General features: G+C 71.8%; 24 protein-coding genes. 13 read left to right on the top strand and 11 right to left on the bottom strand.

All coding sequences use genetic code 11. The features are described from left to right. Positions 1 to 88: 88 nt before the first annotated feature. The 4 genes from ABFX81_RS22445 to ABFX81_RS22460 all read right to left on the bottom strand — a co-directional run bounded on the left by ABFX81_RS22445 (position 89) and on the right by ABFX81_RS22460 (position 4,039). Positions 89 to 1,171 carry an acyl-CoA dehydrogenase family protein gene (locus tag ABFX81_RS22445; protein ID WP_086840468.1) on the bottom strand — a complete coding sequence of 361 codons (1,083 nt, stop codon included), beginning with the start codon at positions 1,169 to 1,171 and terminating at the stop codon, positions 89 to 91. Continuing rightward, positions 1,168 to 2,385, bottom strand: coding sequence for an acyl-CoA dehydrogenase family protein (locus ABFX81_RS22450; protein ID WP_086840466.1), 1,218 nt, complete (start codon positions 2,383 to 2,385; stop codon positions 1,168 to 1,170). Before ABFX81_RS22450 ends, ABFX81_RS22445 begins: the two co-directional genes overlap by 4 nt. Beyond that, positions 2,382 to 3,347: a zinc-binding dehydrogenase gene (locus ABFX81_RS22455; RefSeq protein ID WP_086840464.1), complete on the bottom strand. Its 966-nt coding sequence runs from the start codon at positions 3,345 to 3,347 to the stop codon at positions 2,382 to 2,384. The genes ABFX81_RS22450 and ABFX81_RS22455 overlap by 4 nt, the downstream gene beginning before the upstream one ends. A 119-nt stretch (positions 3,348 to 3,466) precedes the next feature. Continuing rightward, positions 3,467 to 4,039 carry a cupin domain-containing protein gene (locus ABFX81_RS22460; protein ID WP_086840463.1) on the bottom strand — a complete coding sequence of 191 codons (573 nt, stop codon included), beginning with the start codon at positions 4,037 to 4,039 and terminating at the stop codon, positions 3,467 to 3,469. Positions 4,040 to 4,118: 79 nt separating this feature from the next. Between ABFX81_RS22460 and ABFX81_RS22465 the strand changes: the two genes are divergently transcribed. The 5 genes from ABFX81_RS22465 (at position 4,119) to ABFX81_RS22485 (ending at position 8,814) form a co-directional block, all read left to right on the top strand. Then, the gene (locus ABFX81_RS22465; protein WP_086840471.1) at positions 4,119 to 5,048 is read left to right on the top strand and encodes an FAD-dependent oxidoreductase; all 930 of its coding nucleotides are present in this window, start codon (positions 4,119 to 4,121) and stop codon (positions 5,046 to 5,048) included. Between the two features lie 48 nt (positions 5,049 to 5,096). Then, positions 5,097 to 6,635, top strand: a complete 1,539-nt coding sequence (locus ABFX81_RS22470) for an ATP-dependent DNA ligase (RefSeq protein ID WP_086840461.1) — start codon at positions 5,097 to 5,099, stop codon at positions 6,633 to 6,635. Next, positions 6,632 to 7,090 carry an NUDIX hydrolase gene (locus ABFX81_RS22475; RefSeq protein WP_086840459.1) on the top strand — a complete coding sequence of 153 codons (459 nt, stop codon included), beginning with the start codon at positions 6,632 to 6,634 and terminating at the stop codon, positions 7,088 to 7,090. The genes ABFX81_RS22470 and ABFX81_RS22475 overlap by 4 nt, the downstream gene beginning before the upstream one ends. Positions 7,091 to 7,166: 76 nt before the next feature. Continuing rightward, complete coding sequence (locus tag ABFX81_RS22480; RefSeq protein WP_086840457.1) at positions 7,167 to 8,552, top strand: NADP-dependent succinic semialdehyde dehydrogenase; 1,386 nt, start codon at positions 7,167 to 7,169, stop codon at positions 8,550 to 8,552. A 25-nt stretch (positions 8,553 to 8,577) separates the two neighbouring features. Next, entirely contained in the window at positions 8,578 to 8,814 is a 237-nt protein-coding gene (locus ABFX81_RS22485) for a DUF6213 family protein (RefSeq protein ID WP_059417701.1), read from the top strand. A 76-nt stretch (positions 8,815 to 8,890) separates the two neighbouring features. Here ABFX81_RS22485 and ABFX81_RS22490 read toward each other — a convergent pair whose 3' ends face one another. The 3 genes from ABFX81_RS22490 to ABFX81_RS22500 form a co-directional block, all read right to left on the bottom strand. Beyond that, complete coding sequence (locus tag ABFX81_RS22490; protein ID WP_086840455.1) at positions 8,891 to 9,556, bottom strand: thiaminase II/PqqC family protein; 666 nt, start codon at positions 9,554 to 9,556, stop codon at positions 8,891 to 8,893. 190 nt (positions 9,557 to 9,746) lie between these two features. Then, positions 9,747 to 10,349 carry a DUF4352 domain-containing protein gene (locus ABFX81_RS22495; RefSeq protein WP_086840452.1) on the bottom strand — a complete coding sequence of 201 codons (603 nt, stop codon included), beginning with the start codon at positions 10,347 to 10,349 and terminating at the stop codon, positions 9,747 to 9,749. Positions 10,350 to 10,536: 187 nt separating this feature from the next. After that, positions 10,537 to 11,763, bottom strand: coding sequence for an acyl-CoA dehydrogenase family protein (locus ABFX81_RS22500; protein ID WP_086840450.1), 1,227 nt, complete (start codon positions 11,761 to 11,763; stop codon positions 10,537 to 10,539). Positions 11,764 to 11,935: 172 nt separating this feature from the next. On the opposite strand from ABFX81_RS22500, the gene ABFX81_RS22505 reads away from it, so the two are divergent. After that, on the top strand, positions 11,936 to 12,580 hold the full coding sequence (locus ABFX81_RS22505; protein ID WP_086840448.1) for a TetR/AcrR family transcriptional regulator: 645 nt from the start codon (positions 11,936 to 11,938) through the stop codon (positions 12,578 to 12,580). A 95-nt stretch (positions 12,581 to 12,675) separates the two neighbouring features. Here the strand turns inward: ABFX81_RS22505 and def are convergent, their stop codons facing one another. Further along, positions 12,676 to 13,215 (bottom strand): peptide deformylase, encoded by a 540-nt coding sequence (gene def, locus ABFX81_RS22510; protein ID WP_086840446.1) that lies wholly within the window; start codon positions 13,213 to 13,215, stop codon positions 12,676 to 12,678. A gap of 159 nt (positions 13,216 to 13,374) precedes the next feature. Between def and ABFX81_RS22515 the strand changes: the two genes are divergently transcribed. The 7 genes from ABFX81_RS22515 (at position 13,375) to ABFX81_RS22545 (ending at position 21,161) form a co-directional block, all read left to right on the top strand. Beyond that, positions 13,375 to 14,613, top strand: a complete 1,239-nt coding sequence (locus ABFX81_RS22515) for a MurT ligase domain-containing protein (protein ID WP_086558789.1) — start codon at positions 13,375 to 13,377, stop codon at positions 14,611 to 14,613. A 23-nt stretch (positions 14,614 to 14,636) separates the two neighbouring features. Beyond that, complete coding sequence (locus tag ABFX81_RS22520; RefSeq protein WP_086840444.1) at positions 14,637 to 15,365, top strand: glutamine amidotransferase; 729 nt, start codon at positions 14,637 to 14,639, stop codon at positions 15,363 to 15,365. A gap of 194 nt (positions 15,366 to 15,559) precedes the next feature. Continuing rightward, positions 15,560 to 16,585, top strand: a complete 1,026-nt coding sequence (locus ABFX81_RS22525) for an ATP-dependent 6-phosphofructokinase (protein ID WP_086840442.1) — start codon at positions 15,560 to 15,562, stop codon at positions 16,583 to 16,585. 116 nt (positions 16,586 to 16,701) lie between these two features. Beyond that, positions 16,702 to 17,652, top strand: coding sequence for a cytochrome c oxidase assembly protein (locus tag ABFX81_RS22530; protein ID WP_086840440.1), 951 nt, complete (start codon positions 16,702 to 16,704; stop codon positions 17,650 to 17,652). A 196-nt stretch (positions 17,653 to 17,848) separates the two neighbouring features. Beyond that, complete coding sequence (locus ABFX81_RS22535; RefSeq protein WP_346138607.1) at positions 17,849 to 19,123, top strand: DUF6777 domain-containing protein; 1,275 nt, start codon at positions 17,849 to 17,851, stop codon at positions 19,121 to 19,123. Between the two features lie 33 nt (positions 19,124 to 19,156). Then, on the top strand, positions 19,157 to 20,968 hold the full coding sequence (locus ABFX81_RS22540; protein ID WP_346138552.1) for a serine/threonine-protein kinase: 1,812 nt from the start codon (positions 19,157 to 19,159) through the stop codon (positions 20,966 to 20,968). Between the two features lie 13 nt (positions 20,969 to 20,981). Then, positions 20,982 to 21,161 (top strand): hypothetical protein, encoded by a 180-nt coding sequence (locus tag ABFX81_RS22545; protein ID WP_010041043.1) that lies wholly within the window; start codon positions 20,982 to 20,984, stop codon positions 21,159 to 21,161. Positions 21,162 to 21,165: 4 nt separating this feature from the next. Here the strand turns inward: ABFX81_RS22545 and ABFX81_RS22550 are convergent, their stop codons facing one another. From ABFX81_RS22550 to ABFX81_RS22560, 3 genes are read right to left on the bottom strand one after another with little or no spacing between them, the layout of a single operon-like run. Next, a complete protein-coding gene (locus ABFX81_RS22550; protein ID WP_086855435.1) occupies positions 21,166 to 22,371 on the bottom strand; it encodes a histidine kinase in 1,206 nt (401 codons plus the stop codon). Continuing rightward, positions 22,368 to 24,080 (bottom strand): sodium/solute symporter, encoded by a 1,713-nt coding sequence (locus tag ABFX81_RS22555; protein ID WP_346138553.1) that lies wholly within the window; start codon positions 24,078 to 24,080, stop codon positions 22,368 to 22,370. Before ABFX81_RS22555 ends, ABFX81_RS22550 begins: the two co-directional genes overlap by 4 nt. Then, the gene (locus ABFX81_RS22560; RefSeq protein WP_086853243.1) at positions 24,077 to 24,439 is read right to left on the bottom strand and encodes a hypothetical protein; all 363 of its coding nucleotides are present in this window, start codon (positions 24,437 to 24,439) and stop codon (positions 24,077 to 24,079) included. Before ABFX81_RS22560 ends, ABFX81_RS22555 begins: the two co-directional genes overlap by 4 nt. Positions 24,440 to 24,441: the final 2 nt, after the last annotated feature.

Genomic DNA, 24,441 nt, shown 5'->3' on the forward strand with positions numbered 1-24,441 from the left:
CCTCACCGGAGCGGGGCACACGAAAAAGCCCGCCCCTGGTGGGACGGGCCTTTTCGGCGGCGTCGGCTGTGCGTCAGCCTGGTGTGTCTCAGGGGGCCTGGAGGTCGACCAGTCCGGCCAGTGCCTCCCGGTGGGCACCGGCCGTGCCGTAGGCGATCGAGTCGGCCTTCGCGCGCTTCAGGTACAGATGCACCGGGTGTTCCCACGTCATGCCGATGCCGCCGTGCAGTTGCAGTGCCTCCTCGGCGGCGTGGACGGCCACGGGTGCCGCGCAGGCCTGGGCGACGGTGACCGCCACGTCGACGTCCTGGCCGGTCGACAGGGCGTCAGCGGCGTTGCGGGCGGCCGCGCGGAGGCCCGCGACCTCCAGCCACAGCTGGGCCAGCCGGTGCTTGAGCGCCTGGAAGCCGCCGACGGGCCGGTTGAACTGCTTGCGGTCCTTGAGGTAGCGAACCGTCTCCGTCAGCGTCCAGTCGGCGAGGCCGAGCTGTTCGGAGGCGAGCAGCCCGGCCCCGGCACGCAGGGCCCGGCGCACGGCGGGTTCGGCGTCGCCCAGCAGGCGGCCCGGCACCCCGTCGAGGGTGACGGTCGCAAGCGGCCGGGTCAGGTCCAGGGAGACCTGGGGTGTGACGGTCGCGGCGGTGGCGTCGACCGCGTACAGGCCGCCGTCGTCGGCGGGCACGAGCAGCACGTCGGCGACGGCCGCGTCCGCGATGCCGGTCAGTTCGCCGTGCAGCAGGCCGTTCTCGTGCTGGACGACCTTGTAGGCGGCACCCGGTGCGACGTCGAGGGCGACCGCGAGGGCTCCGATCGACGTCCCGGAGGCGAGCTCGGTGAGCAGGTCGTCGGTCCCGCAGGCCAGCAGCGCCTCGGTGGCGACGACCGCGCTCGTGAGGTACGGGACGGGCGCGACCGCACGCCCCAGTTCCTCCAGCACCACGGCGGCTTCCCGGTGCGTGGCACCCTGGCCGTCCAGCGCCTCCGGCACCAGCAGGCCCGCCAGGCCCATGCCGTCGGTGAGGGACTTCCACAGCGCCAGGTTGTGCGGCGCCTCCGACTCGATGCGGGCGATGACGCCGGGCGCGTCGCAGTGGTCGGCGAGCAGGTCGCGGACGGCGGCGCGCAGCGCCTCTTCCTCCTCCGAGTACAACAGGTCGGGCTGTGCGCTCATCGGGCCAGGTCCTTCCAGGCGACGTCCTTGTCGGTGCGCGGTTCCGAGGGCAGGCCGAGGACGCGCTCGGCGACGATGTTCAGCAGGACTTCGCTGGTCCCGCCCTCGATGCTGTTGCCCTTGGAGCGCAGGTAGCGGTAGCCGGCCTCGCGGCCGGTGAAGTCGACCAGCTCGGGGCGGCGCATGGTCCAGTCGTCGTACAACAGGCCCTCTTCGCCGAGGAGTTCCACCTCCAGGCCGCTGATCTCCTGGTTGAGGCGGGCGAAGGCGAGCTTCATGCCGGCGCCCTCGGGGCCGGGCTGGCCGGCGACGAGCTGCTGGCGCAGCCGCTCGCCGGTGAGCCGGGCGACCTCGGCCTCGACCCAGAGCTTCAGCAGGCGCTGGTGCAGGTCGTGGGTGCGCAGCTCCGGGCGCTCGCGCCAGGTCTTGGAGACCGGGCCGATCATGCCGCCCTCGCGGGGCAGCCGCATGCCGCCGATGGCGACGCGCTCGTTGTTCAGGGTGGTCTGCGCGACCCGCCAGCCGTCACCGACCTCGCCGAGCCGGCGGGAGTCCGGGATGCGGACGTCGGTGAGGAACACCTCGTTGAACTCGGCCTCGCCGGTGATCTGCCGCAGCGGCCGCACCTCGACACCGGGGTCGGTCATGTCGCAGACGAAGTACGTGATGCCCCGGTGCTTGGGCACGTCCGGGTCGGTGCGGGCGATGAGGATCGCCCAGCGGGCCACGTGGGCGCTGGACGTCCACACCTTCTGCCCGTTGACGACCCAGTCTCCCCCACTCTCGGCTTCGCTCGAGCGGGAGGTGCCCCCGTCCTCCCGCACCGCTCGTGTACGCAGCGCGGCCAGGTCGGACCCGGCACCCGGTTCGCTGAACAGCTGGCACCAGACCTCCTCGCCCACCCAGAGAGGCCTGAGGAATCGCTGCTTCTGCTCTTCGGTGCCGTACTTGAGGATCGTCGGCGCGGCCATCCCGAGGCCGATGCCGATGCGCCGCGGGTCGTTGTCGGGCGCCCCGGCCGCCTCCAGCTCGGCGTCCACGACGGTTTGGAGGGAACGGGGAGCGCCGAGTCCCCCGAGGCCCTCCGGGTAGTGCACCCAGGCCAGTCCCGCGTCGAAGCGGGCCCGGAGGAAGTCCAGGCGGTCGGTCGAGGCCGGCGGGTGGGCGGCCAGCAAGTCCTGTGTGCGACGGCGCAGTTCCTCGGCGCTGGTCATGCTGCCTCCTCCACGACGACGGCGATCCGGCCGGTGGTGAGGCCGTCCGCGACCTTCTGCACGGCGGCGGCCGCCCCACCGAGCGGAACGCGTTCACTCACCAGCGGCTTGATCGCGCCCCGGGCGGCCAGCTCGGTGAGCTGCTCGTGGCAGTGCTGGACGAGCTTCGGATTCTTGGTGTTGTACAGGCCCCAGTGCAGGCCCAGGATCGAGTAGTTCTTCACCAGGGCGTGGTTCAGCCCCGGGCTGGGGATCGTGCCGCTGGCGAAGCCGACCACCACGATGCGCCCCTCGAACGCGACGACCTTGGCGGACTGGGCGTAGGCCTCGCCGCCGACCGGGTCGTAGATCACGTCGGCGCCCCGGCCGCCGGTGGCCTCCTTGACGGCGGCGACGACGTCCTCGGAGCGCCGGTCGATCACGACGTCGCAGCCCAGCTCGCGGGCCACGGCCGCCTTCCCGGAGCCGCCGACGACACCGATGACGGTGGCGCCGGCGGCCTTCCCGAGCTGCACGGCCGCGCTGCCGACCCCTCCTGCGGCAGCGTGGACGAGCAGGGTCTCGCCGGCCTCCAGACCGGCCCGGCGGTGCAGACCGAACCAGCCGGTCTGGTAGCCGATGTGCAGGGCCGCGGCCTCCGCGTCGTCCAGCGCGGCCGGCGCGGGCAGGAGGGCGGCGGAGTCAGCGACGGCGTACTCGGCGAAGCCGCCGTACGGCAGCGCCGGGTTGGCGATCACCCGGCGGCCGTCCTCGGTCTCGCCGCAGATCTCCACGCCCGGGGTGAAGGGCAGCGGCGGCCTGACCTGGTACTGGCCCCGGCACAGCAGGGCGTCCGGGAAGTTGATGTTGGCCGCCCGTACCTTCAGCAGGACCTGGCCGTCGCCGGGAGTGGGCGGCTCCACGTCCACGAGCCGCATCACCTCACCCGGCTCGCCGTTCTCGTGCACTTGCCATGCCTGCATGCGGGGCCTCCACGGGGGACTGCTTCGTCTGACCGGGGTCGGTTCGCATACTAAGCGGTCGCTTGCCGATCAGGGAATACTCTCCGGGCGAAGAGTCCCGCCACCCGCCATCTCGTGCGTCACGACTTCTTCGGCCGCGCCCGCACGTGCATCCGCTCCCCCTGCGGCCCGAACAGGCTGAGGAACTCCACGGGCCCCTCCCCCGTCGACCCGAACCAGTGCGGCACCCGGGTGTCGAACTCCGCGGCCTCCCCCGCCGTCAGCACCACGTCATGCTCGCCCAGCACCAGGCGCAGCTTCCCGGACAGCACGTACAACCACTCGTAGCCCTCGTGGGTGCGCGGGTCCGGCTCCTGCCTGCGCTGGGGTTCCCGCACCTTGTAGGCCTGGAGTCCGCCGGGCTGGCGGGTGAGCGGCCAGTGGGTGCGGCCGAACATCTCGATCGGCTTCGACCGCACCCGCGGGTCACCGGTCGGCGGGGCTCCGACCAGCTCGTCCAGGGCCACCTGGTGCGCCCGGGCGATCGGCAGCAGCAGCTCCAGGCTGGGTTTGCGCAAGCCGGACTCCAGTCGCGACAGGGTGCTGACGGAGATGCCGGTGGTCTCGGACAGCGCCGCCAGGGTCACCTCCCGCTCCTTGCGCATCTGCCGCAGCCGGGGACCGACGCCAGCGAGTACCTCGTCCGTAGTCATGGGTCGTATTGCAGGTTCGGCAAACCGGTTTGTCAATCCCGTGGCAGTGGGGCGACTCTCGGCAGTGGAGGTGGTCACCATGACCGAGAGGTACGCAGTCGTAGTCGTCGGCGGTGGTACGGCGGGCCTGTCCGCGGCTCTGGTGCTGGGCCGGGCGCGGCACCGCACGCTGGTCGTCGACGCGGGCGAGCCGCGCAACGCGCCCGCCGCGCACATGCAGGGCTATCTGTCGCGCGACGGGATGCCACCCGCCGAGTTCCTCGCCGCCGGCCGGGAGGAGATCGCGCGCTACGGCGTGGAGCTCGTGCGGGACCGGGTGGTGCGGGTGGAGAAGGGCGAGGACTTCGCCGTGGTGCTGGCCGGCGGGCGGACCGTGCGGGCCCGGCGGCTGGTGATCGCGACCGGGCTGAAGGACGAGCTGCCGGCGGTTCCCGGGGTCGCCGAGCGGTTCGGCCGGGACGTGCTGCACTGCCCGTTCTGCCACGGCTGGGAGGTGCGCGACCAGCCCTTCGGGGTGCTGGCGTCCAGCCCGGCGAGCGTGCACCAGGCGCTGATCGTGTCCCAGTGGTCGAAGGACGTGCGGTTCTTCCTGCACACGGTCGCCGAGGAGGAGCTGTCCGACCAGGACCTGCGCCGGCTGGCCGCGGCCGGGGTGGACGTGGTGCCCGGCGAGGTCGCGGAGCTGGTGGTCGAGGACGACCGGCTCACCGGTGTCCGGCTCGCCGACCGTACGACACACGCCCGCTCCGTGCTGTTCGTCGGCCCGCGCCCCGTCCCGCAGACCGGCCTGCTGGAGCGGCTCGGCGCCGAGCTGCACGAGACGCCCTTCGGCGCGTACCCGGTGGTCGACCCGACCGGGCTGACGACCGTCCCGGGCGTGTGGGCCGCGGGCAACGCGATCGGCTTCGCCGAGCAGGTCGTGCACGCGGCGAGCGGGGGGTACCGGGCGGCGGCCGCGATCGTCGGGGATCTGCTGATGACCGATCTCGACGCGGCTGTCCCGGAGTAAAGGGGCCGCCCGGGTGTAGAGGCGGCCCCTCCGGTGCACCATGGCTGCATGCTGTTGCACCGGCTGGCCCGAGTGTCCCAGGAGGTCGCCGCCACCTCGGCGCGGTCCCGGAAGACGGCCCTGCTCGCCGAGCTGTTCCGGGACGCGGAGGCGGACGACGTGCCGATCGTCATCCCGTACCTCGCGGGCAGGCTGCCGCAGGGCCGGATCGGCGTCGGCTGGAAGGTACTGAGCCGCCCGGTCGTTCCCGCCGCCGAGCCGGGCCTGACCGTGCGGGACGTGGACGCCCGGCTGTCCGAGCTGGCCAAGGTGTCCGGGCCGGGCTCCCAGGCGGAACGGGCCCGGCTGGTCGGGGAGTTGATGGGCGCGGCCACCGAGGACGAGCAGCGGTTCCTGATCGGGCTGCTCACCGGAGAGGTGCGGCAGGGCGCGCTGGACGCGGTCGCGGTCGAGGGACTGGCCCAGGCGACCGGGGCGCCCCCGGCGGACGTACGGCGGGCCGTGATGCTCGCCGGCTCCCTCCAGACGGTCGCCGAGGCGCTGCTCGCGGACGGCCCCGCCGCCCTGGACCGCTTCCGCCTCACCGTCGGCCGCCCGGTCTGGCCGATGCTGGCGCACAGTGCCTCCTCGGTCGCCGAGGCGGTGGACAAGCTCGGCGCCTGCGCGGTCGAGGAGAAGCTGGACGGCATCCGCGTCCAGGTGCACCGGGACGGCGACACGGTACGGCTCTACACCCGCACCCTCGACGACATCACCGACCGCCTGCCCGAAGTGACGGCCGCCGCGCTGGAGTTGCGGGGCGAGCGGTTCATCCTCGACGGCGAGGTGATCTCCTTCGACGAGGGCGGCCGCCCCCGCTCGTTCCAGGAGACAGCCGGCCGCGTCGGCTCGCGCACGGACGTGGCGACGGCGGCGCGCGCGGTGCCGGTCTCCCCCGTCTTCTTCGACGCGCTGTCCGTCGACGGCCACGACCTGCTCGACCTGCCGTTCGCCGAGCGGCACGCCGAGCTGGCCCGGCTGGTCCCCGAGCCGATGCGGGTGCGCCGCACGACGGTGTCCGGCCCGGACGACCTGCGCACGGCGGAGGAGTTCCTCGCCGAGACGCTGAAGCGCGGCCACGAGGGAGTCGTGGCCAAGGCGCTGGACGCCCCTTACAGCGCGGGCCGGCGCGGCGCGTCCTGGCTCAAGGTCAAACCCGTCCACACCCTCGACCTGGTCGTCCTGGCCGCCGAGTGGGGCCACGGCCGCCGCACCGGCAAGCTCTCCAACCTCCACCTGGGCGCCCGCACCGCCGACGGCGGCCTCGCCATGCTCGGCAAGACCTTCAAGGGCATGACCGACGCGATGCTGACTTGGCAGACCGAACGGCTCCGGCAGCTCGCCCTCGACGACAACGGCCACGTCGTGACCGTACGCCCGGAACTCGTCGTCGAGATCGCCTACGACGGCCTCCAGCGATCCACCCGCTACCCGGCCGGCGTCACCCTGCGCTTCGCCCGCGTGGTCCGCTACCGGGAGGACAAGCGCCCCGAGGACGCCGACACGGTGGAGACGCTGCTGGCCGCGCACCCGGAGGTGGGCCCGTGAAGCGCAGTGCCGGCCTGCTGCTCTTCCACCACACCGACGACGGCCTCGAAGTGCTGCTCGGCCACATGGGCGGCCCGTTCTTCGCCCGGCGCGACGCCGGCGCGTGGAGCATCCCCAAGGGCGAGTACGAGCCCGACGAGTCCGCCTGGGCTGCCGCCCGGCGCGAGTTCGAGGAGGAACTGGGGCTGCCCCCGCCGGACGGCGAGGCCCTCGCTCTGGGCGAGGTCCGGCAGACCAACGGCAAGATCGTCACGGCCTGGGCGATCGAGGCGGACCTCGACCCGGCGACGATCGCGCCCGGCACCTTCCGGATGGAGTGGCCGCCGAGGTCGGGGCAGCTCCAGGAGTTCCCCGAGCTGGACCGGGTGGCGTGGTTCGGGCTCGACCGGGCCCGAGCGGTGATCGTCAAGGCGCAGGCGGCGTTTCTCGACCGCTTGGTGGAGCACTCGCCCTGAGGAGACGCTCCCGCGTTGCGGTCCCCTCCGCCACGCGGGAAGGTCGGACTACAGCCCGCACCGAGGGAGGTCAGCCATGCCCATCGCAACGGTGAACCCGGCGAACGGCGAGACGCTCAAGACGTACGAGGCCATGGGCGAGGAGGAGATCGAGCGCCGGCTCCAGCTCGCGGAGGCCACGTTCCGCACGTACCGGACGACGACGTTCGACGAGCGCGCCCGGCTGCTGAGGAAGGCCGCCGATCTACTCGAAGAGGACCAGCAGGACATCGCCCGCGTGCTGACCACCGAGATGGGCAAGCCGATCCAGCAGGCCCGGGCCGAGGCGGCGAAGTGCGCCAAGGCGATGCGCTGGTACGCCGACCACGCCGAGGAACTGCTCGCCGACGAGGAGCCCTCCGACACCGACGTGAAGGACTCCGGCGCCTCGCGCGTGCGGGTGCGCTACCGGCCGCTCGGGCCGGTGCTGGCGGTCATGCCGTGGAACTTCCCGCTGTGGCAGGTGGTCCGCTTCGCCGCGCCCGCGCTGATGGCGGGGAACGTGGGCCTGCTCAAGCACGCCTCGAACGTCCCGCAGACCGCCCTGTACCTGGAGGACCTGTTCCACCGTGCGGGCTTCACGGAGGGCTGCTTCCAGACCTTGCTGATCGGCTCCGCCGCGGTCGACGACATCCTGCGCGACGAGCGGGTCAAGGCGGCCACCCTCACCGGCAGCGAGCCCGCGGGCCGCGCGGTCGCCTCCACCGCCGGGGAGATGATCAAGAAGACGGTGCTGGAGCTGGGCGGCAGCGACCCCTTCGTCGTCATGCCCTCCGCCGACATCGACCGGGCCGCGCAGGTCGCGGTGACCGCGCGGGTGCAGAACACCGGGCAGTCCTGCATCGCCGCGAAGAGGTTCATCGTGCACACGGACGTCTACGACGCCTTCGCGGAGCGGTTCGCCGAGGGCATGAGGGCGCTGAAGGTCGGCGACCCCATGTCCGACGACACGGAGGTCGGGCCGCTCTCCAGCGAGCAGGGGCTGCGTGATCTGGAGGAGCTGGTCGACGACGCGGTGCGCGGCGGTGCCGAGGTGCTGTGCGGTGGCGAACGGCCCGACGGCCCCGGCTGGTACTACGCGCCGACCATCCTCGCCGGCATCACCCGGGAGATGCGCATCCACCGGGAGGAGGCGTTCGGACCGGTCGCCACGCTGTACCGGGCGGCCGACCTGGACGAGGCCGTGCTGATCGCGAACGACTCGCCGTTCGGACTGAGTTCGAACGTGTGGACACGGGACGAAGGCGAGGTGGACCGGTTCGTCCGGGACCTGGAGGCGGGCAGTGTGTACGTCAACGGGATGACGGCCTCCCATCCGGCGTTCCCGTTCGGCGGAGTGAAGCGGTCCGGGTACGGGCGTGAGCTGTCCGGGCATGGAATCCGGGAGTTCTGCAACATCACGACCGTTTGGCACGGTGCGTGAGTGTTGCGGGGCTACGATCCCGTCTGTGAACCGCGAAGTGACTCTGCCCCTGATCGTCGACGACCGCGGGACCTTGCAGGTGGCTGCGGCCGATGTCAGCAAGCTGTTGCGGACGGTGGGGGGTCGATGGGTGCGGCTTGTCGAGGCCGGGGAGTCGGGGCTCGACGAGGACACGGTCGCTGCGTTGACGATCGAGCTGGCGAAGTTGGCCGACCGTATTGATGTGGCTTGTATCGCGCACAGCAGTGGGGGTGCGACGTGAGCCGGACGTCTGCGGGTGGGTGGCGGCTGGTCGCGCCCACGCGGCGGAGCCGCACATCAAGCACGGCCCCGCGCTCCTAAGTCAGCTGCCCCAGCGTCGACCAGAAGCTCGCCTCGTAAGCCTGCAGTAGGCGGCCGTATTCGTGAGCTCGTGTCTCGTCGAGGCGCCCGGCGTTCAGAGCCGCCTGCACCGCCGCCGTCGCCATCTCGTCCAGCTCCGGGGACGGCTCCGCGAAGAAGTCGAAGAAGCCGCACGCCTCGTCCGTGAAGCCGTAGTGGTCCCGCAGGGCCTCGGCGATCGTCGCGCAATAGCCGCCCCACACGGAGAAGTTGGCGGTCAGGGCCAGGACGACGTCCGCCGGTGAGGCGTTGAGGGCCAGCCAGGCGACGTACGCGGGGTAGGACTGGCAGCCCGGGAGGGGCTCGTACGAAGCCGCCTCCGCCTCCTCCGCGCCGCACGCCCTCACGAAAGCGTCCAGCCGTTCACCCGCCAGCGCCTCGCCCTCGGCGAGGGTCGTGAAGTAGGCCGCCGCCTCCGGGTCGGTCGTCGCGGAGCGTTCCGCCAGGTGCAGGAACGCGCGGCGGTCCGCCGGGATGACCCAGGACTGTTCCTGCGCGAGCGCGGCGAGGGTGGAGCGGGGTGCCGTGCCGTCGGCGATCCGAGGGACCAAGGGGTTGGACCGTGGGTCCGGAGCCAGGTTCCCGGTGGTGGTCTTCAGCAGGTCCCGGGCCGGGTGCGTCATCGCGTCCTCCGTGGTGGGGGTGTCGGAACGAGCCTGGCACGGCACCCCGGGTACGGAGCAGTCCGGCGCGAGATCGGCGCCCCTGCATCGGGCGCTCGGCGACGCCGAACTGCTCACTCCCGGCACCGACGTGACCGACCATCGGTGAGTCCGGCCCGGCCACCAGGGCCGGGCCGGACTCCGCCGCGGGTCAGCTCAGCTTCCACTCCCCCGTCTCCTCGGCGAAGCCGGAGTCCATCGCGAACTGGACCGTTGCCATCTTCGACGCCTTCGGCACCTCGAAGACGACCCAGCCGAGCGCCTTCGCGCCGGGCTTCAGGCTGACGTCGGAGGACATGGAGGGTCCGGCCGTGACGTCGGCGAAGGTGGACTGGAACTGCTGCCCCTGGTCGTCGGCCACCTGGGCGCCGTTCTGCGGACTGTCCGAGTAGGCCTTGCTCCCGGTGTTGACGAGCCGGAACTGCACGGCGATCCACCGGTTGCCCGACTCGGGAGCCGTGAACTCGTCGCTGGACTTGGCGTTGTCGACGACCTTCACGACGGTGACGTCCAGCTTGCTGCCGGCCTCCATGCCCTTCAGGGCGAGAGTGTCGCCGGCCTCGGCGACCTCCGGTGCGGCGCTCGCCTTCGCGGCGGGCTTCTTCGCGGCCTTCTGCCCGCTGTCGGCCTTGGCCGAGGCCTTGGCCTTGGGCTTGTCGACGACCGTGTCGCCGGTGCCGCACGCGGTGATGGAGAGCGCACCGATCACGGCCGCCGCTGCGGCGGTGAGTCTGATGCGGCTGTAGTTGCTCATGGTCCCCCCAGGGTTCTGTGACACGTAAGTGAAGGACCCGCGAAGAAACCGCATGGTTGCACGGTTAACCAAAAAAATTTCGGGCGCGTGGGCAACCTCGGGGGGTGATATCGCGTCCGCCCGACAGCACGTCAGGACCCCCTCCACGATCAGGAGGGAGCCCTGTGCGCGCGAGAGGGACCGCCGGTTACCGGATCGTCATGCCCGACAGCGTCCGCGCGATCACCAGGCGCTGTATCTCGCTGGTGCCTTCGAAGATCGTGTAGATCGCCGCGTCCCGGTGCATCCGCTCCACCGGGTACTCCCGCGTGTAGCCGTTGCCGCCCAGGATCTGGACCGCCTGGGCCGTCACCTTCTTGGCCGTCTCGCTCGCGAACAGCTTGGACATCGAACCCTCGGCCGCCGTGAACGGCTTGCCGTTGACGGCCATCCAGGAGGCGCGCCAGACCAGAAGACGGGCCGCGTCGATGGACGTGCGCATGTCCGCGAGCTGGAACGCCACGCCCTGGTTGTCGATGATCGGCCGCCCGAACTGCTCCCGGGTCTTGGCGTACTCGAGGGCGACCTCGTACGCGGCCCGGGCGGTGCCGACCGCCATGGCGCCGACCGCCGGGCGGGACGCCTCGAACGTGGCCATCGCCGCGTTCTTCACGCGCTCCCCGCCCTGCTTGACCTTCTCCCGCGCCCGGGCGAGCCGCTCGTCCAGCTTCTCCTTGCCGCCGAGCAGGCAGGAGCCGGGGACGCGGACGTTGTCCAGGACGACCTCGGCGGTGTGCGAGGCGCGGATGCCGTGCTTCTTGAACTTCTGACCCTGGGACAGGCCCTCGGTGCCCGGCGGGATGATGAAGGAGGCGTGACCCTTGGAGCCGAGCTCCGCGTCGACCACCGCGACCACGACATGGACGTTGGCGATACCGCCGTTGGTCGCCCAGGTCTTGGTGCCGTTGATCACCCACTCGTCCTTGGCCTCGTCGTACACCGCCCGGGTGCGCATGGACGCCACGTCGGAGCCGGCGTCGGGCTCGGAGGAGCAGAAGGCGGCGACCTTGACATCGCTCGCGTCGCCGTACATCTGGGGGATCCAGGTGCCGATCTGCTCCTCGGTGCCGTTGGCGAGGACGCCGACGGCGGCGAGGCCGGTGCCGACGATGGACAGGGCGATGCCCGCGTCGCCCCAGAACAGCTCCTCCATGGCCATGGGTATGCCGAGGCCGGTGGGGTCGAAGTACTGCTGGGCGTAGAAGTCCAGGGAGTAGATGCCGACCTTGGCGGCCTCCTGGATGACCGGCCAGGGAGTCTCCTCACGCTCGTCCCATTCGGCGGCCGCGGGACGGATCACATCGGCCGCGAAGCCGTGCAACCAGTCCCGGACCTCCTTCTGTTCGTCGTTGAGCTCCATGGTGAACTCGGCCATCTCGTCCCCTCCAGCGGCACACATGCATGTTACTTGCGGTAACAGCAGTCTGTTACCCGTGGGTAGTCGAAGTCAACTCCTACCGACCGGTCGGCACCCGATCGGTGTCCGGGGCATCTTTGAGTGTTAGTTTGCGCAGGCGTCATCGAAACAGCACGGGTGGGGAGAGCACATGGACACCACGCAGCGGACCGACCAGCAACGGTCCGCCGACCGCCGACGGCGTGAGCTGCTGGAAGCCGCCGACCGAGTGGTGCTCCGCGACGGTCCGCAGGCCTCGATGAACGCGATCGCCGCGGAAGCGGGAATCACCAAGCCGATTCTGTACCGGCACTTCGGTGACAAGGGCGGACTTTACGCGGCCCTTGCCAAACGACACACCGACGCGCTGCTGGACTCGCTGCGCGCGGCGCTGGACGCGCCGGCGGAGAGACGGGAGCGGGTCGAGGCGACGCTGGACACGTACCTCGCCGCGATCGAGGCGCGGCCCCAGGTGTACCGGTTCCTGATGCATCCGGCGGAGGGGGGCCAGCCGGGGGATCAGGGGTTCGATGTCGGCAAGCACAGTGCGCCGTTGCTGCGGCGGATGGGGGAGGAACTCGCCCAGGTCATCGAGGAGCGGCTGGATCTCGGGCCGGGCGGGCAGCAGCTGGCGCGGGTGTGGGGGCACGGGATCGTCGGCATGATGCATGCCGCCGGGGACTGGTGGCTGGGGGAACGGCCCTGTTCCCGTGCGGAGCTGGTGCGGAGTCTGGCTGATCTGTTGTGGGGGCGTCTTGCGGCTGCCGGGGACAAAATGGGTGGGCCGGGATTCTGACCGTCGCCCTTCGGCTGCGGGCCGGCGGGGGCCGTTCGCGCCCACGCGGCGGAGCCGCATATCGGAACAGCCCCGCGCCCCTGAGGTCGGACACCTCACTCGCGCCATGAAGCCTTGGACACCTGGCGCATCAGCCTGCGGTGGCGCCAGCCCTTGAGGTGGTCCGCGTAGATGCGGCCCTGCAAGTGGTCGTACTCGTGCTGGAGGCAGCGGGCGAAGAAGCCCGTGCCGTGCACCGTGACCGGCTCTCCGGTCATCGTGAAGCCCTCGACCACCGCGTGGTCGTAACGTTCCGTGGCCGCTTCCAGGCCCGGTAGGGACAGGCAGCCCTCCGGGCCCCGGATCACCACTCCGTCCGCCTCGACCAGGCGCGGGTTGACCATGTGGCCGAGGTGCCGGACGTCCTCGTCGTCGGGGCAGTCGTAGACGAAGACCCGCAGCGGCTCGCCGATCTGGTTGGCGGCGAGGCCGACGCCCTGGGCGGCGTACATGGTTGCGAACAAGTCCTCCACGAGGCGGGCCAGTTCGGGGCCGAACTCGGTGACCTCCGCGCAGGGTGTGTGCAGGAGCGGGTCTCCGTGCAGGGTGAGGGGTCTCACGTGGCCGTGGGCGCCGGGGATGGGGCTGTTTCGCATGGCGGCAAGAGTAAGGTCCCTGTCATTCCGCGCGTCCCACACGAGTTCACCACAGTGCCTCGGTTCGGGAGTGCTAATGGATCTCGATAGGCTGAGGTCCACACCACGTGGCCGTCAGGCTTCAAGGCGCGGCGCGTACGCAAGGAGGATCGAGAACTGATGGCAGGCAACTCGGACCCGCTCTCGCCGCGGGCCAAGCTGGCCGTGACCGCGGGCAAGGCGGTCGCGGCGGCATCCCGCGCCGCGGGGCGCGGCAGCGGTTCGGTGATCGGCGGCCGGGTGGCACTCAAGCTCGACCCCGACCTCCTCGCCCGGCTCGCGCAGAACCTGGACGTGATCCTGGTCTCGGCGACGAACGGCAAGACCACGACCACCCGGCTCATCGCCGAGGCCCTGCGCGCGGCGGGCCCGGTCGTCTCCAACGCGCTCGGCGCCAACATGCCGGCCGGCATCACCTCGGCACTCGCGGGCAGCTCGGACGCCCGGTACGGCGTCATCGAGGTCGACGAGAAGTACCTCGCCGGCGTCGCCCGGGACACCGCGCCGAAGTGCATCGCGCTGCTCAACCTCTCCCGCGACCAGCTCGACCGCGCCGCCGAGACCCGCATGCTCGCCGAGAACTGGCGGGAGGGCCTCGCCGGATCCAAGGCCGTGGTCGTGGCCAACTGCGACGACCCGCTGGTGGTGTGGGCGGCGTCCTCCTCCCCCAACGTGATCTGGGTCGCCGCCGGGCAGATGTGGAAGGACGACGCCTGGTCCTGCCCGTCGTGCGGTGGCGTGATGCAGCGCCCGGGCGACGACTGGTACTGCGGTGAGTGCGGCTTCCGCCGTCCGACGCCGAGCTGGGCGCTCTCCGGCGACCACGTGCTGGACCCGCACGGCTCCGCGTGGCCGATCCACCTCCAGCTGCCCGGCCGCGCCAACAAGGCCAACGCCGCCTCCTCGGCCGCCGTCGCCGCCGTGTTCGGCGTGCCGCCGCAGGTCGCGCTGGAGCGCATGTACCAGGTGCAGGCGGTCGCCGGGCGGTACGACGTCGTCCAGTTCCAGGGCCGTGACCTCAGACTCCTGCTGGCGAAGAACCCAGCCGGCTGGCTGGAGACGTTCTCCCTGATCGATCCGCCGCCCGCCCCGGTCATCCTGTCCGTGAACGCGCGCTCCGCCGACGGCACCGACACCTCCTGGCTGTGGGACGTCGACTACACGCGCCTGACCGGCCACCCGATCTGCGTCGTCGGCGACCGGCGGCTGGACCTCGCGGTGCGTCTGGAAGTCGCCGACCAGCACTTCCAGGTGTACGAGAACCTCGACCAGGCCGTGGCCGCGTGCCCGCCGGGCCGGATCGAGGTCATCGCCAACTACACGGCGTTCCAGGACCTACGCCGCCGGGTCGGCAACTGAGCACGAGACGTCAGGGGACTTTTGTGAGCGACAACCAACTGCGGGTCGTCTGGATCTATCCCGACCTGCTCAGCACCTACGGCGACCAGGGCAACGTCCTCGTCGTGGAGCGCCGGGCCCGGCAGCGCGGCCTGGACGTGGCGCGGCTGGACGTGCGCAGCGACCAGGCGATCCCGACCTCCGGCGACATCTACCTGATCGGCGGCGGCGAGGACCGGCCGCAGCGGCTCGCGGCCGAGCGGCTGCGCCGGGACGGCGGGCTGACCCGGGCCGTGGAGAACGGCGCCATCGTGTTCTCCGTGTGCGCCGGCTACCAGATCCTCGGCCACGAGTTCATCAACGACCTCGGTCAGCGCGAGCCCGGCCTCGGCCTGCTGGACGTGGTGTCCGTGCGCGGCGAGGGCGCGCGGTGCGTCGGTGACGTGCTGGGCGACATCGACCCGCGCCTCGGTCTGCCCCCGCTGACCGGCTTCGAGAACCACCAGGGCGTCACCCACCTCGGCCCCACCGCCCGCCCGCTCGCCCGGGTGCGCTTCGGCAACGGCAACGGCACGGGCGACGGCACGGAGGGCGCGTTCAACGACACCGTCTTCGGCACGTACATGCACGGCCCGGTGCTCGCGCGCAACCCGCTGATCGCGGACCTGCTGCTGAAGCTGGCCCTCGACGTCAACGCGCTGCCGCCGACCGACGACCGCTGGTACGAGGCACTGCGCAACGAGCGCATCGCCGCCGCGCAGCAGCCTGCCTGACCAGCAGCGTGTGCGGAGCACGCGTCAACCTGCTGGTCAACAGCCCGTCTGACGGCACATCCGCACAGGTGAGCGGGGTCGTCCAGCAGGCGGACGCGTGCTTCGGTCCGGCCCCTCGATGCCGCTAGGGTGGCGGGGATTCGAGCCGGACAACGTGGTCCGGTCCCGGCCCACGTTGAGAAGGTTTTCGGGCTATGCGCATTGGTGTCCTCACGTCCGGCGGCGACTGCCCCGGCCTGAACGCCGTCATCCGGTCCGTCGTGCACCGCGCCGTCGTCGACCACGGCGACGAGGTCATCGGCTTCCGGGACGGCTGGAAGGGCCTTCTGGAGTGCGACTACCTCAAGCTCGACCTCGACGCGGTGGGTGGAATCCTCGCCCGCGGCGGCACGATTCTGGGGTCCTCCCGGGTCCAGCCCTCCCATCTGCGGGACGGTGTGGAGCGGGCCAAGGGCCATGTCGAGGAGCTCGGCCTCGACGCGATCATCCCGATCGGCGGCGAGGGCACGCTCAAGGCCGCGCGGCTGATGTCGGACAGCGGTCTGCCCGTCGTGGGTGTGCCGAAGACGATCGACAACGACATCGCGGTCACGGACGTCACGTTCGGCTTCGACACGGCCGTCGGGGTGGCGACCGAGGCCCTGGACCGGCTGAAGACCACCGCCGAGTCCCACCAGCGGGTTCTGGTGGTCGAGGTCATGGGGCGGCACACCGGCTGGATCGCGCTGCACTCCGGGATGGCGGCCGGTGCGCACGCCATCGTCGTACCCGAGCGGCCCTTCGACATAGAGGAACTGACCCGTCGGGTCGGCGAGCGGTTCGAGGCGGGCAAGCGCTTCGCGATCGTGGTGGCGGCGGAGGGGGCCAAGCCCCGGGCCGGGACCATGGAGTTCGACGAGGGCGGCAAGGACATCTACGGGCACGAGCGGTTCGCCGGGATCGCCCGTCAGCTGTCGGTCGAGCTGGAGGGACGGCTCGGCAAGGAGGCCAGGCCGGTGATCCTCGGACATGTGCAGCGCGGTGGCACGCCGACCGCCTACGACCGGGTGCTGGCCACGCGGTTCGGGTGGCACGCGGTGGAGGCCGTGCACCGCGGCGAGTTCGGGCAGATGACCGCGCTGCGGGGCACCGACATCGTGATGGTGCCGTTGGCCGAGGCCGTGGAGACGCTGAAGACCGTGCCGGAGGATCGGTACGCCGAGGCGGAGTGCGTTCTCTGAGTTCCCCGCGCCCCTGAGCGCGTCTTACCGCCCCCGGTCACCTGTGTGGCCGGGGGCGGTTCTACTCTTGGGGCGGACAGATTGCTGCACACCCCCACGAAACAGGAGCCGGCGGTATGGATCACAGCGGGCACGGCATGACCATGGATCTGCCGCCGTTCACGCTGGGACGAGGGCTGGAGTGGTCGGCCGACCCGTTCTTCCTCATCGCCTGCCTGGCCGGGCTGGCGCTGTACGGGTGGGGTGTCGTGCGGCTGATGCGGCGCGGGGACAAGTGGCCCCTGGGGCGGACGGTCGCCTTCGTCATCGGCGTGCTGAGCATCGTGCTGGTGATGTGCACCCAGCTGAACGACTACGGCATGGTCATGTTTAGCGTGCACATGGTGCAGCACATGGTGATCAGCATGGTCTCTCCGATCCTGATTCTGCTCGGCGCGCCGATCACGCTGGCGCTGCGCGCACTGCCGACCGCGGGGCGGGGCCGCAAGGGGCCCCGTGAGCTGCTGCTGATGTTCCTGCACAGCCACTACATGCGGATCGTCACCCACCCGGCGTTCACGATCCCGCTGTTCATCGCCAGCCTGTACGGGCTGTACTTCACACCGCTGTTCGACTTCTTGATGGGCTCCAAGCCGGGCCACATCGCGATGATGGTGCACTTCCTCGCCGTCGGCCTGGTGTTCTTCTGGCCGATCATGGGCGTGGACCCGGGCCCGCACCGGCCGGGCTATCTGATGCGGATGCTGGAGCTGTTCGCGGGCATGCCGTTCCACGCGTTCTTCGGGATCGCGCTGATGATGGCGTCCGAGCCGATGGTCGAGACGTTCAAGAACCCCCCCGCCTCGCTCGGCATCGAGGCGCTGTCCGACCAGAACGCGGCGGGCGGCATCGCCTGGGCGTTCAGCGAGATCCCGTCCGTGCTGGTGCTGGTCGCGCTGCTGTTCCAGTGGTACGCCTCGGACCAGCGGCAGGCCAGGCGCGAGGACCGGGCCGCCGACCGGAACGGGGACAAGGAACTCGAGGCGTACAACGCCTATTTGAGCTCCCTGCACGCACGCGGGAACTGACTTTTCCCCCGCCCCGGGGCACTCGCCCGTTCTCGCTCTGCTCTTTCTCCACAACGCGGCTGAATAGCTTTTTCCTTCAGTAGCATGAAACGCGTCGGGGGAACCGCAGGGGGGAGCGGTGATGCGGAGGATCGCTGTCCTGGTCGCTTTTCTGTTCGCTCTCGGGGGGTGCGATTCGGGCAGGTCCTTGTTCGAGGTGAAGGCGGTCGCCGCGGGAGTTCCGTCCCTGGCGCCCTTCTTCGCCGAGGACAGCGGGCTCGGCCGGGACGCCCAGGTGCGGTCGCGGGCCGTGCCGGGCGGCCTCCAGCAGGGCGATACGCCGGGGCTGTACGGCGGGACCGAGCAGCCGGGGATCTGTGATGTCGAGCGGCTGAAGCGGTTCCTCACCGCGCCGCGCAACGATCGCAAGGCGCGGGCGTGGGCGGCCGCCCTCCATCTGCGTACGGACGAGATTCCGGGATATCTCGACCGGCTCACACCGGTTCTCCTGCGCCACGACACCCTCGCGTTGAACCACGACTACAAAAAGGGAAGGGCTGTTCCCTTCCGGGCCTTGCTCCAGGCGGGAATCGCGATTCTCGTCGATGAGCAGGGACTTCCGTCGGTCAAATGTTCGTGCGGAAATCCGCTGCGGCCCTTCGAGGGCGACACGAGCCGGATATCCGTCACGTTCGGGGACGGCAACGAGAAGTGGCAGGGCTACGACCGTGCCGAGGTGGTGGTCGTACGGCCCGCTCCCCGGAAGCTGGAGCGCATCACCCTCGTCGACGTCCAGGACTCCGGCCGGGGCATCGAGCGGCCCGTCGGCACGACGGGTGAGGCCGACGGGGGCTTCGACGCGACGGAGCGGCGGGCCGTGCCGCCCCTCGCCGGGGCGACGTTCGGGGAGGCGAGCCGGCGGCTGGCCGATGCGGGGCTGGCGGTCGCCTTCCGGGGTGAGGAGCCGCCTCCCGACCGTGCGCGGGTCGTCGCGTCCGACCCGGGCGCGGGCACCGAGCTGCGGTTCGGGGCGTACGTGACGCTGAGCGTGACGGCGGAGTCGCGGACGGAGGGCCGCACGTCGACACCATCGCCCTCGGCGTCCTCCACTCCCCCTGCCGGCTCCATGCCTACGACGAGTACCGGGTCGCCTCCGACGAGTGCCGGGCCCGCGCCTTCTCGTCAGCCCCCGTCGAAGGCGCCGTCCGGCTCCGCGCCGCCTCCGTCGAGCGCCGCGCCCAGGAGCAGCGCACCGCCGACGGCGACCGGCTCACCGCCGCGGGTCACCAGCTCCCCTCCCCCGGCCACCGCCAGCTCCCCTCCCACCGGTGAACCGGTCACGAGCAGCGCGGCGCCGCCCGTGAGCAGCGCACCGCCGCCCGTGAGCAGCACGCCCGCGTCCAGCGCCCCCGCGACGACCACGCCTGCGACGACCGCCCCCGTTCCCACCGCTCCGGCGATCACCCCGCCCGTCCCGAGCGCCACCGTCTAGCACCGCACCCCCGCCGAACCCGGGAGTCACCGGATGCCCTCAGGATCACCGATGTCGGGAGCGGGCCGGATCGTCGCCGGTCGCTACCTGCTGCTGCGCCGCCTGGGCAGCGGCGGCATGGGGCACGTCTGGCTCGCCCACGACCAGAGACTCGCCTGCGAGGTCGCGCTGAAGGAGATCGTGTTCCGCGACCCGGCCGAGGCCGGTAACGAACGGGAGGCGCGGGTCGCCCGGGCCCGTGCGGAGGCCCGGCACGCGGCCGGGCTGCGCGGACACCCGCATGTGGTGACGGTCCACGACGTGCTGGAGCACGAGGGGCTGCCGTGGATCGTCATGGAGTACGTGACCGGTGCCGTGGACCTGCGGGAGCTGGTGACCCGGCGCGGACCGCTCGCCCCGGCCGAGTGCGCCCGCGTCGGTCTCGCCGTACTGGACGCGCTGACCTCGGGGCACGAGCGGGGCGTGATGCACCGGGACGTGAAGCCGGCGAACATCCTGCTCGCGCCGGACCGCGCGGGTTCTCCGTACGGGCGGGTGCTGCTCGCCGACTACGGCATCTCCGTGCAGCCGGACGCCGGTGAGACGCGGTACACGATGGCGTCCGCGCTGGTCGGCACGGCGGGGTATCTGGCGCCGGAGCGGGCGTCCGGCGGTGCTCCGACGCCGGGCGCCGACCTGTTCTCGCTGGGCTGCACGCTGTACTTCGGCGTCGAGGGCCGCGGCCCCTTCGAGCGGGAATCGCACCTGGCCGCACTCACCGCCGTGGTGATGGAGGACCCGCTGGCCCCGGCACGGGCCGGGGCTCTGGAGCCCGTGCTGCGCGGGCTGCTCGCCAAGGATCCGGAGCTGCGGATGACCGCGCAGGAGGCGGAGGCGGGCCTGTCGGCGCTCGTAACGCCCCAGTCGGACGCGTACGAGCGGACCCGGACCGATCCCGGATCGCCGTCACCGTGGGAGACGTCGCCCGTGCCGCCGACCGGACCGGAGGGCCCCGGGCCCGTGGTCGCCGCGTCCGGTGCTCGGCGACGGCGGCGCTCCCCCGCCCTCCGGGCCGTCGCCGCCTGCGGGCTCGGGCTGGTCCTGGCGCTCGGCGGCGTCTGGTACGCGCTGGCCGACCGGGCTGGTGGCGGGACGGCGGCACCGTACGGCGAGGCCGTCGGGCTCGGGAAGCCGCTGGCGGACGGGGACTGTGTCCTCGCCGACTGGCCGGGCGGGACCCGGTTCGCCGGCACGCCCCGGCTCACCCTGGACCCGACCTGCCGGGACAAGGTGCCCGACGGGCAGGTGGTGGCGTTCGTCGGGGCGGCCTCGGCGGAGGAGGCACGGAAGCTGGGACCGGGCCGGTGCGAGGAGCGGACCCGGGAGCTGCGGGACCGGCTCGCCGACGTCCGCAGCCACGCCGTGGTGCCGAGTGGCACCGGGTTCGATGCGGCGGGGCGGCGCACCGCCTGCCTGGTCCTCGGCGCGCACGGGCCGCTGTACGGGCCGCTCGGGGAGCGACGTAGGTTCGGTACGGCGTTCGCCGACACCGCGACCATGCAGAAGCGCGACTGCTTGGACGTCCGTTCGAACCGCGAGGCGCGGCTGGTGCCGTGTGGCGGGCGGTACGACCAGCAGGTGCTCGGGTTCACCCGACTGGGCGGCGACGTGACGCTCGCCGAGGCACGGACCTCGTCGGACGGGGCATGCGCCCGGGACGTGGCGCCGCGCGACTACGGCTTCGATCCGTCCGTCTACGAAGCCGGTTCCTGGACCAGTGACGGACCCTGGAAATCCGGTACTCATGTCGTCGTCTGCACCGTCAGGAGGCAGAACGGGGGCACCATGGGGGGAACAGAACCATGAGGAGGGTGTTGCGATGCCCGGTTCCACGAACGGTTCGAACGCGACGAAGACCATGGGAGTCGTCACCGTCGGCGGCCTCGTCCTGGTGACGGCCTACACGGTGGCGCTCGGCAGCAACGGCTGGCTGTGGTTCGGCTGGGTCGTCCTGGGCCTGATCACCCTCGGGATGGTGGTCACCACGAAGAGCACCTGAGAGCTCACTCCGGGATCAGCCGTCCGGCCGAATGCACGCCCGGCTGGTACTTCGGGAGCCGGACGGTGATCTTCATTCCCGCGCCCTTGGCGGTCTCGATGACGAGGCCGTGGTCGTCGCCGTAGACCTGGCGGAGCCGGTCGTCGACGTTGGAGAGCCCTATGCCGCCCGAGGGGCTGACCTCGCGGGCGAGGATACGGCGGAGCAGTCCGGGGTCCATTCCGGCGCCGTCGTCCTCGATGACGACCAGGGCCTCGGCGCCCGCGTCCTGGGCGGTGATCTGGATGTGGCACTTGTCGGTCTTGCCCTCCAGGCCGTGCTTGACGGCGTTCTCGACGAGCGGCTGGAGGCACAGGAAGGGCAGGGCGACGGGCAGTACCTCCGGGGCGATCTGGAGGGTGACGGAGAGGCGGTCGCCGAAGCGTGCCCGCACGAGCGCCAGGTAGTGGTCGATGGCGTGGAGTTCGTCGGCGAGGGTGGTGAAGTCACCGTGCCGGCGGAACGAGTAGCGGGTGAAGTCGGCGAATTCCAGGAGCAGTTCGCGGGCGCGCTCGGGGTCGGTGCGGACGAACGAGGCGATCACCGCGAGCGAGTTGAAGATGAAGTGCGGGGATATCTGGGCCCGCAGCGCCTTGATCTCGGCCTCGATGAGGCGGGTGCGGGACTGGTCCAGGTCCGCGAGCTCCAGTTGTACGGACACCCAGCGGGCCACCTCGCCGGCCGCCCGGACGAGGACCGCGGACTCGCGGGGCGCACAGGCGACGAGGGCGCCGTGCACGCGGTCGTCGACGGTGAGCGGGGCGACGACCGCCCAGCGCACCGGGCAGTCGAGGAGGTCGCAGGTCAGCTGGAAGGCCTCGCCGCGGCCGGTCTCCAGAGGGCCGGCGAGACGTTCCATGATCTCGGTGCGGTGGTGGGCTCCGTCACCGTCCCAGACCAGGACCTGTTTGCGGTCGGTCAGGCAGAGGGCGTCGGTGCCGAGCAGGGAGCGCAGTTTGCGGGCGGACTTGCGGGCGGTCTCCTCCGTCAGCCCGGCCCGCAGCGGGGGCGCGGCGAGGGTGGCGGTGTGCAGGGTCTCGAAGGTGGCGTGTTCGACGGGGGTGCCCAGGCCGCCGAGGCTCTGGGGCCGTGCCGTGCGCCGACCGAGCCAGACGCCCAGGGCGAGCACCGGGAGTACGGCGACACACAGGCCGGCCAGGAATCCGCTCATGCCGTCACCTCCGTGCGCAGTTCCTCGGGCAGGTGGAACCGGGCCAGGACCGCCGCCGTGCCCGGCGGCACCCGGCCGGGGGTGGCCAGGGACACCAGGATCATGGTGAGGAAGCCGAGCGGCACCGACCAGAGCGCGGGCCAGGCGAGCAGGGCGTGCAGCGCTCCCTCGCCCGGGTAGCCCGTCATGGTCGCGGCGACGGCGAGCAGGGCCGAGCCGCCACCGACCAGCATGCCGGCGGCCGCGCCGGGCGGGGTGAGCCGCCGCCACCAGATGCCGAGGACGAGCAGCGGGCAGAAGGAGGACGCGGACACGGCGAAGGCGAGCCCCACCGCGTCGGCGACCGGGAGGCTACCGACCAGGACGCTCGCCGCCAGGGGCATGGCCATCGCGAGGACGGTCCCGAGCCGGAAGTGCCGTACGCCCCGCGCGGGCAGGACGTCCTGGGTGAGCACGCCCGCCACGGCCATGGTGAGCCCCGAAGCGGTGGACAGGAACGCGGCGAAGGCGCCGCCCGCCACCAGCGCGCCCAGCAGATCGCCGCCCACTCCCCCGATGATGCGGTCGGGCAGGAGGAGGACGGCGGCGTCCGCGTCGCCGGTGAGGGTGAGTTCGGGGGCGTAGATGCGGCCGAGGGCGCCGTAGACGGGCGGCAGGAGGTAGAAGGCGCCGATCAGGCCGAGGACCACGACGGTGGTGCGGCGGGCGGCGACGCCGTGCGGGCTGGTGTAGAAGCGGACCACGACGTGCGGCAGGCCCATGGTGCCGAGGAACGTGGCGAGGATCAGCCCGTACGTGGCGTACAGCGGGCGTTCCTCGCCGCTCTCGGCCGGTGCGGGCGACAGGTCACCGCCGCCGCTGCGCTGCGCCTCGGGAACGGCCGCTCCCTCGGCGAACGTGAGCCGGGTGCCTCGTTCGACGCGGTGGGTGCCGGCGGGCAGGTCGAGGCGGGTGGCGGTGTGCGTGCGGCCGTCCACGGTGCCGGTCACGGTGACGGTGAGGGGCCGGTCCAGTTTCAGGTCGATGCTGTCGCCGACGCGGACGACGCGCTGCTCACGGAAGGTGGCCGGCTCGTCGAAGGCGTGGCGGGGGGCTCCGTCGCTCTGCCAGGCGAGGACCAGGAACAGGGCGGGGACCAACAGGGCGGTGAGCTTCAGCCAGTACTGGAAGGCCTGGACGAAGGTGATGCTGCGCATGCCGCCGGCGGCGACGGTGGCGGTCACGACGACGGCGACGATCACTCCGCCGAGCCAGTCGGGCGCCCCGGTCAGCACCGTCAGGGTCAGTCCGGCGCCCTGGAGCTGGGGCAGCAGGTACAGCCAGCCCACGCCGACGACGAAGGCACCGGCCAGCCGCCGTACGGCCTGGGAGGCGAGGCGGGCCTCGGCGAAGTCGGGGAGCGTGTAGGCACCGGAGCGGCGCAGCGGGGCGGCGACGAAGAGGAGCAGGACCAGATAGCCGGCGGTGTAGCCGACCGGGTACCAGAGCATGTCGGGGCCCTGGACCAGGACGAGGCCCGCTATGCCCAGGAAGGAGGCGGCGGAGAGGTACTCGCCGCTGATGGCGGCGGCGTTGAGGCGGGGACCGACGGTGCGGGAGGCGACGTAGAAGTCGGAGGTGGTGCGGGAGATGCGCAGGCCGAAGGCGCCCACGAGGACCGTCGCGATGACGACCAGGGCGACGGCGGGGACGGCGTAATGGGAGTTCATCGGTCTTCGACGAGGCGTACGAAGTCGCGCTCGTTGCGCTCGGCGCGGCGGACGTACCAGCGGGCGAGCAGGACCAGCGGGGCGTAGAGGCCGAAGCCGAGGACGGCCCACTCCAGGCGGCGGGCGTCGGGCATCGCCGCGAACAGCAGCGGCAGGGGGCCGACGAGCAGGCCGAGGATCGCGAAGACCGTGAGGGCGGCGCGCAGCTGGGTGCGCATCAGGGAGCGGACGTAGGTGTGACCGAGGGTGGTCTGTTCGTCGATCTCGGTGCGCGGGCGGTAGTAGCCGGAGGTGGCCCGGCCGGCCTGGCGGGGCGGGCCGGTGACGACGACGCGGCGCTCGGTGTGGTCCTGGGGCACCG

Origin of the sequence: Streptomyces coeruleofuscus, from assembly GCF_039532725.1 — a bacterium.
GTDB lineage: Bacteria > Actinomycetota > Actinomycetes > Streptomycetales > Streptomycetaceae > Streptomyces > Streptomyces coeruleofuscus.

Excerpts from the sequence above, each read along its gene's own strand:
- ABFX81_RS22445 (WP_086840468.1), bottom strand. The coding sequence starts at position 1,171 with ATGAGCGCACAGCCCGACCTGTTGTACTCGGAGGAGGAAGAGGCGCTG.
- ABFX81_RS22450 (WP_086840466.1), bottom strand. The coding sequence starts at position 2,385 with ATGACCAGCGCCGAGGAACTGCGCCGTCGCACACAGGACTTGCTGGCC.
- ABFX81_RS22455 (WP_086840464.1), bottom strand. The coding sequence starts at position 3,347 with ATGCAGGCATGGCAAGTGCACGAGAACGGCGAGCCGGGTGAGGTGATG.
- ABFX81_RS22460 (WP_086840463.1), bottom strand. The coding sequence starts at position 4,039 with ATGACTACGGACGAGGTACTCGCTGGCGTCGGTCCCCGGCTGCGGCAG.
- ABFX81_RS22465 (WP_086840471.1), top strand. The coding sequence starts at position 4,119 with ATGACCGAGAGGTACGCAGTCGTAGTCGTCGGCGGTGGTACGGCGGGC.
- ABFX81_RS22470 (WP_086840461.1), top strand. The coding sequence starts at position 5,097 with ATGCTGTTGCACCGGCTGGCCCGAGTGTCCCAGGAGGTCGCCGCCACC.
- ABFX81_RS22480 (WP_086840457.1), top strand. The coding sequence starts at position 7,167 with ATGCCCATCGCAACGGTGAACCCGGCGAACGGCGAGACGCTCAAGACG.
- ABFX81_RS22490 (WP_086840455.1), bottom strand. The coding sequence starts at position 9,556 with ATGACGCACCCGGCCCGGGACCTGCTGAAGACCACCACCGGGAACCTG.
- ABFX81_RS22495 (WP_086840452.1), bottom strand. The coding sequence starts at position 10,349 with ATGAGCAACTACAGCCGCATCAGACTCACCGCCGCAGCGGCGGCCGTG.
- ABFX81_RS22500 (WP_086840450.1), bottom strand. The coding sequence starts at position 11,763 with ATGGCCGAGTTCACCATGGAGCTCAACGACGAACAGAAGGAGGTCCGG.
- ABFX81_RS22505 (WP_086840448.1), top strand. The coding sequence starts at position 11,936 with ATGGACACCACGCAGCGGACCGACCAGCAACGGTCCGCCGACCGCCGA.
- def (WP_086840446.1), bottom strand. The coding sequence starts at position 13,215 with ATGCGAAACAGCCCCATCCCCGGCGCCCACGGCCACGTGAGACCCCTC.
- ABFX81_RS22515 (WP_086558789.1), top strand. The coding sequence starts at position 13,375 with ATGGCAGGCAACTCGGACCCGCTCTCGCCGCGGGCCAAGCTGGCCGTG.
- ABFX81_RS22525 (WP_086840442.1), top strand. The coding sequence starts at position 15,560 with ATGCGCATTGGTGTCCTCACGTCCGGCGGCGACTGCCCCGGCCTGAAC.
- ABFX81_RS22530 (WP_086840440.1), top strand. The coding sequence starts at position 16,702 with ATGGATCACAGCGGGCACGGCATGACCATGGATCTGCCGCCGTTCACG.
- ABFX81_RS22540 (WP_346138552.1), top strand. The coding sequence starts at position 19,157 with ATGCCCTCAGGATCACCGATGTCGGGAGCGGGCCGGATCGTCGCCGGT.
- ABFX81_RS22545 (WP_010041043.1), top strand. The coding sequence starts at position 20,982 with ATGCCCGGTTCCACGAACGGTTCGAACGCGACGAAGACCATGGGAGTC.
- ABFX81_RS22550 (WP_086855435.1), bottom strand. The coding sequence starts at position 22,371 with ATGAGCGGATTCCTGGCCGGCCTGTGTGTCGCCGTACTCCCGGTGCTC.
- ABFX81_RS22555 (WP_346138553.1), bottom strand. The coding sequence starts at position 24,080 with ATGAACTCCCATTACGCCGTCCCCGCCGTCGCCCTGGTCGTCATCGCG.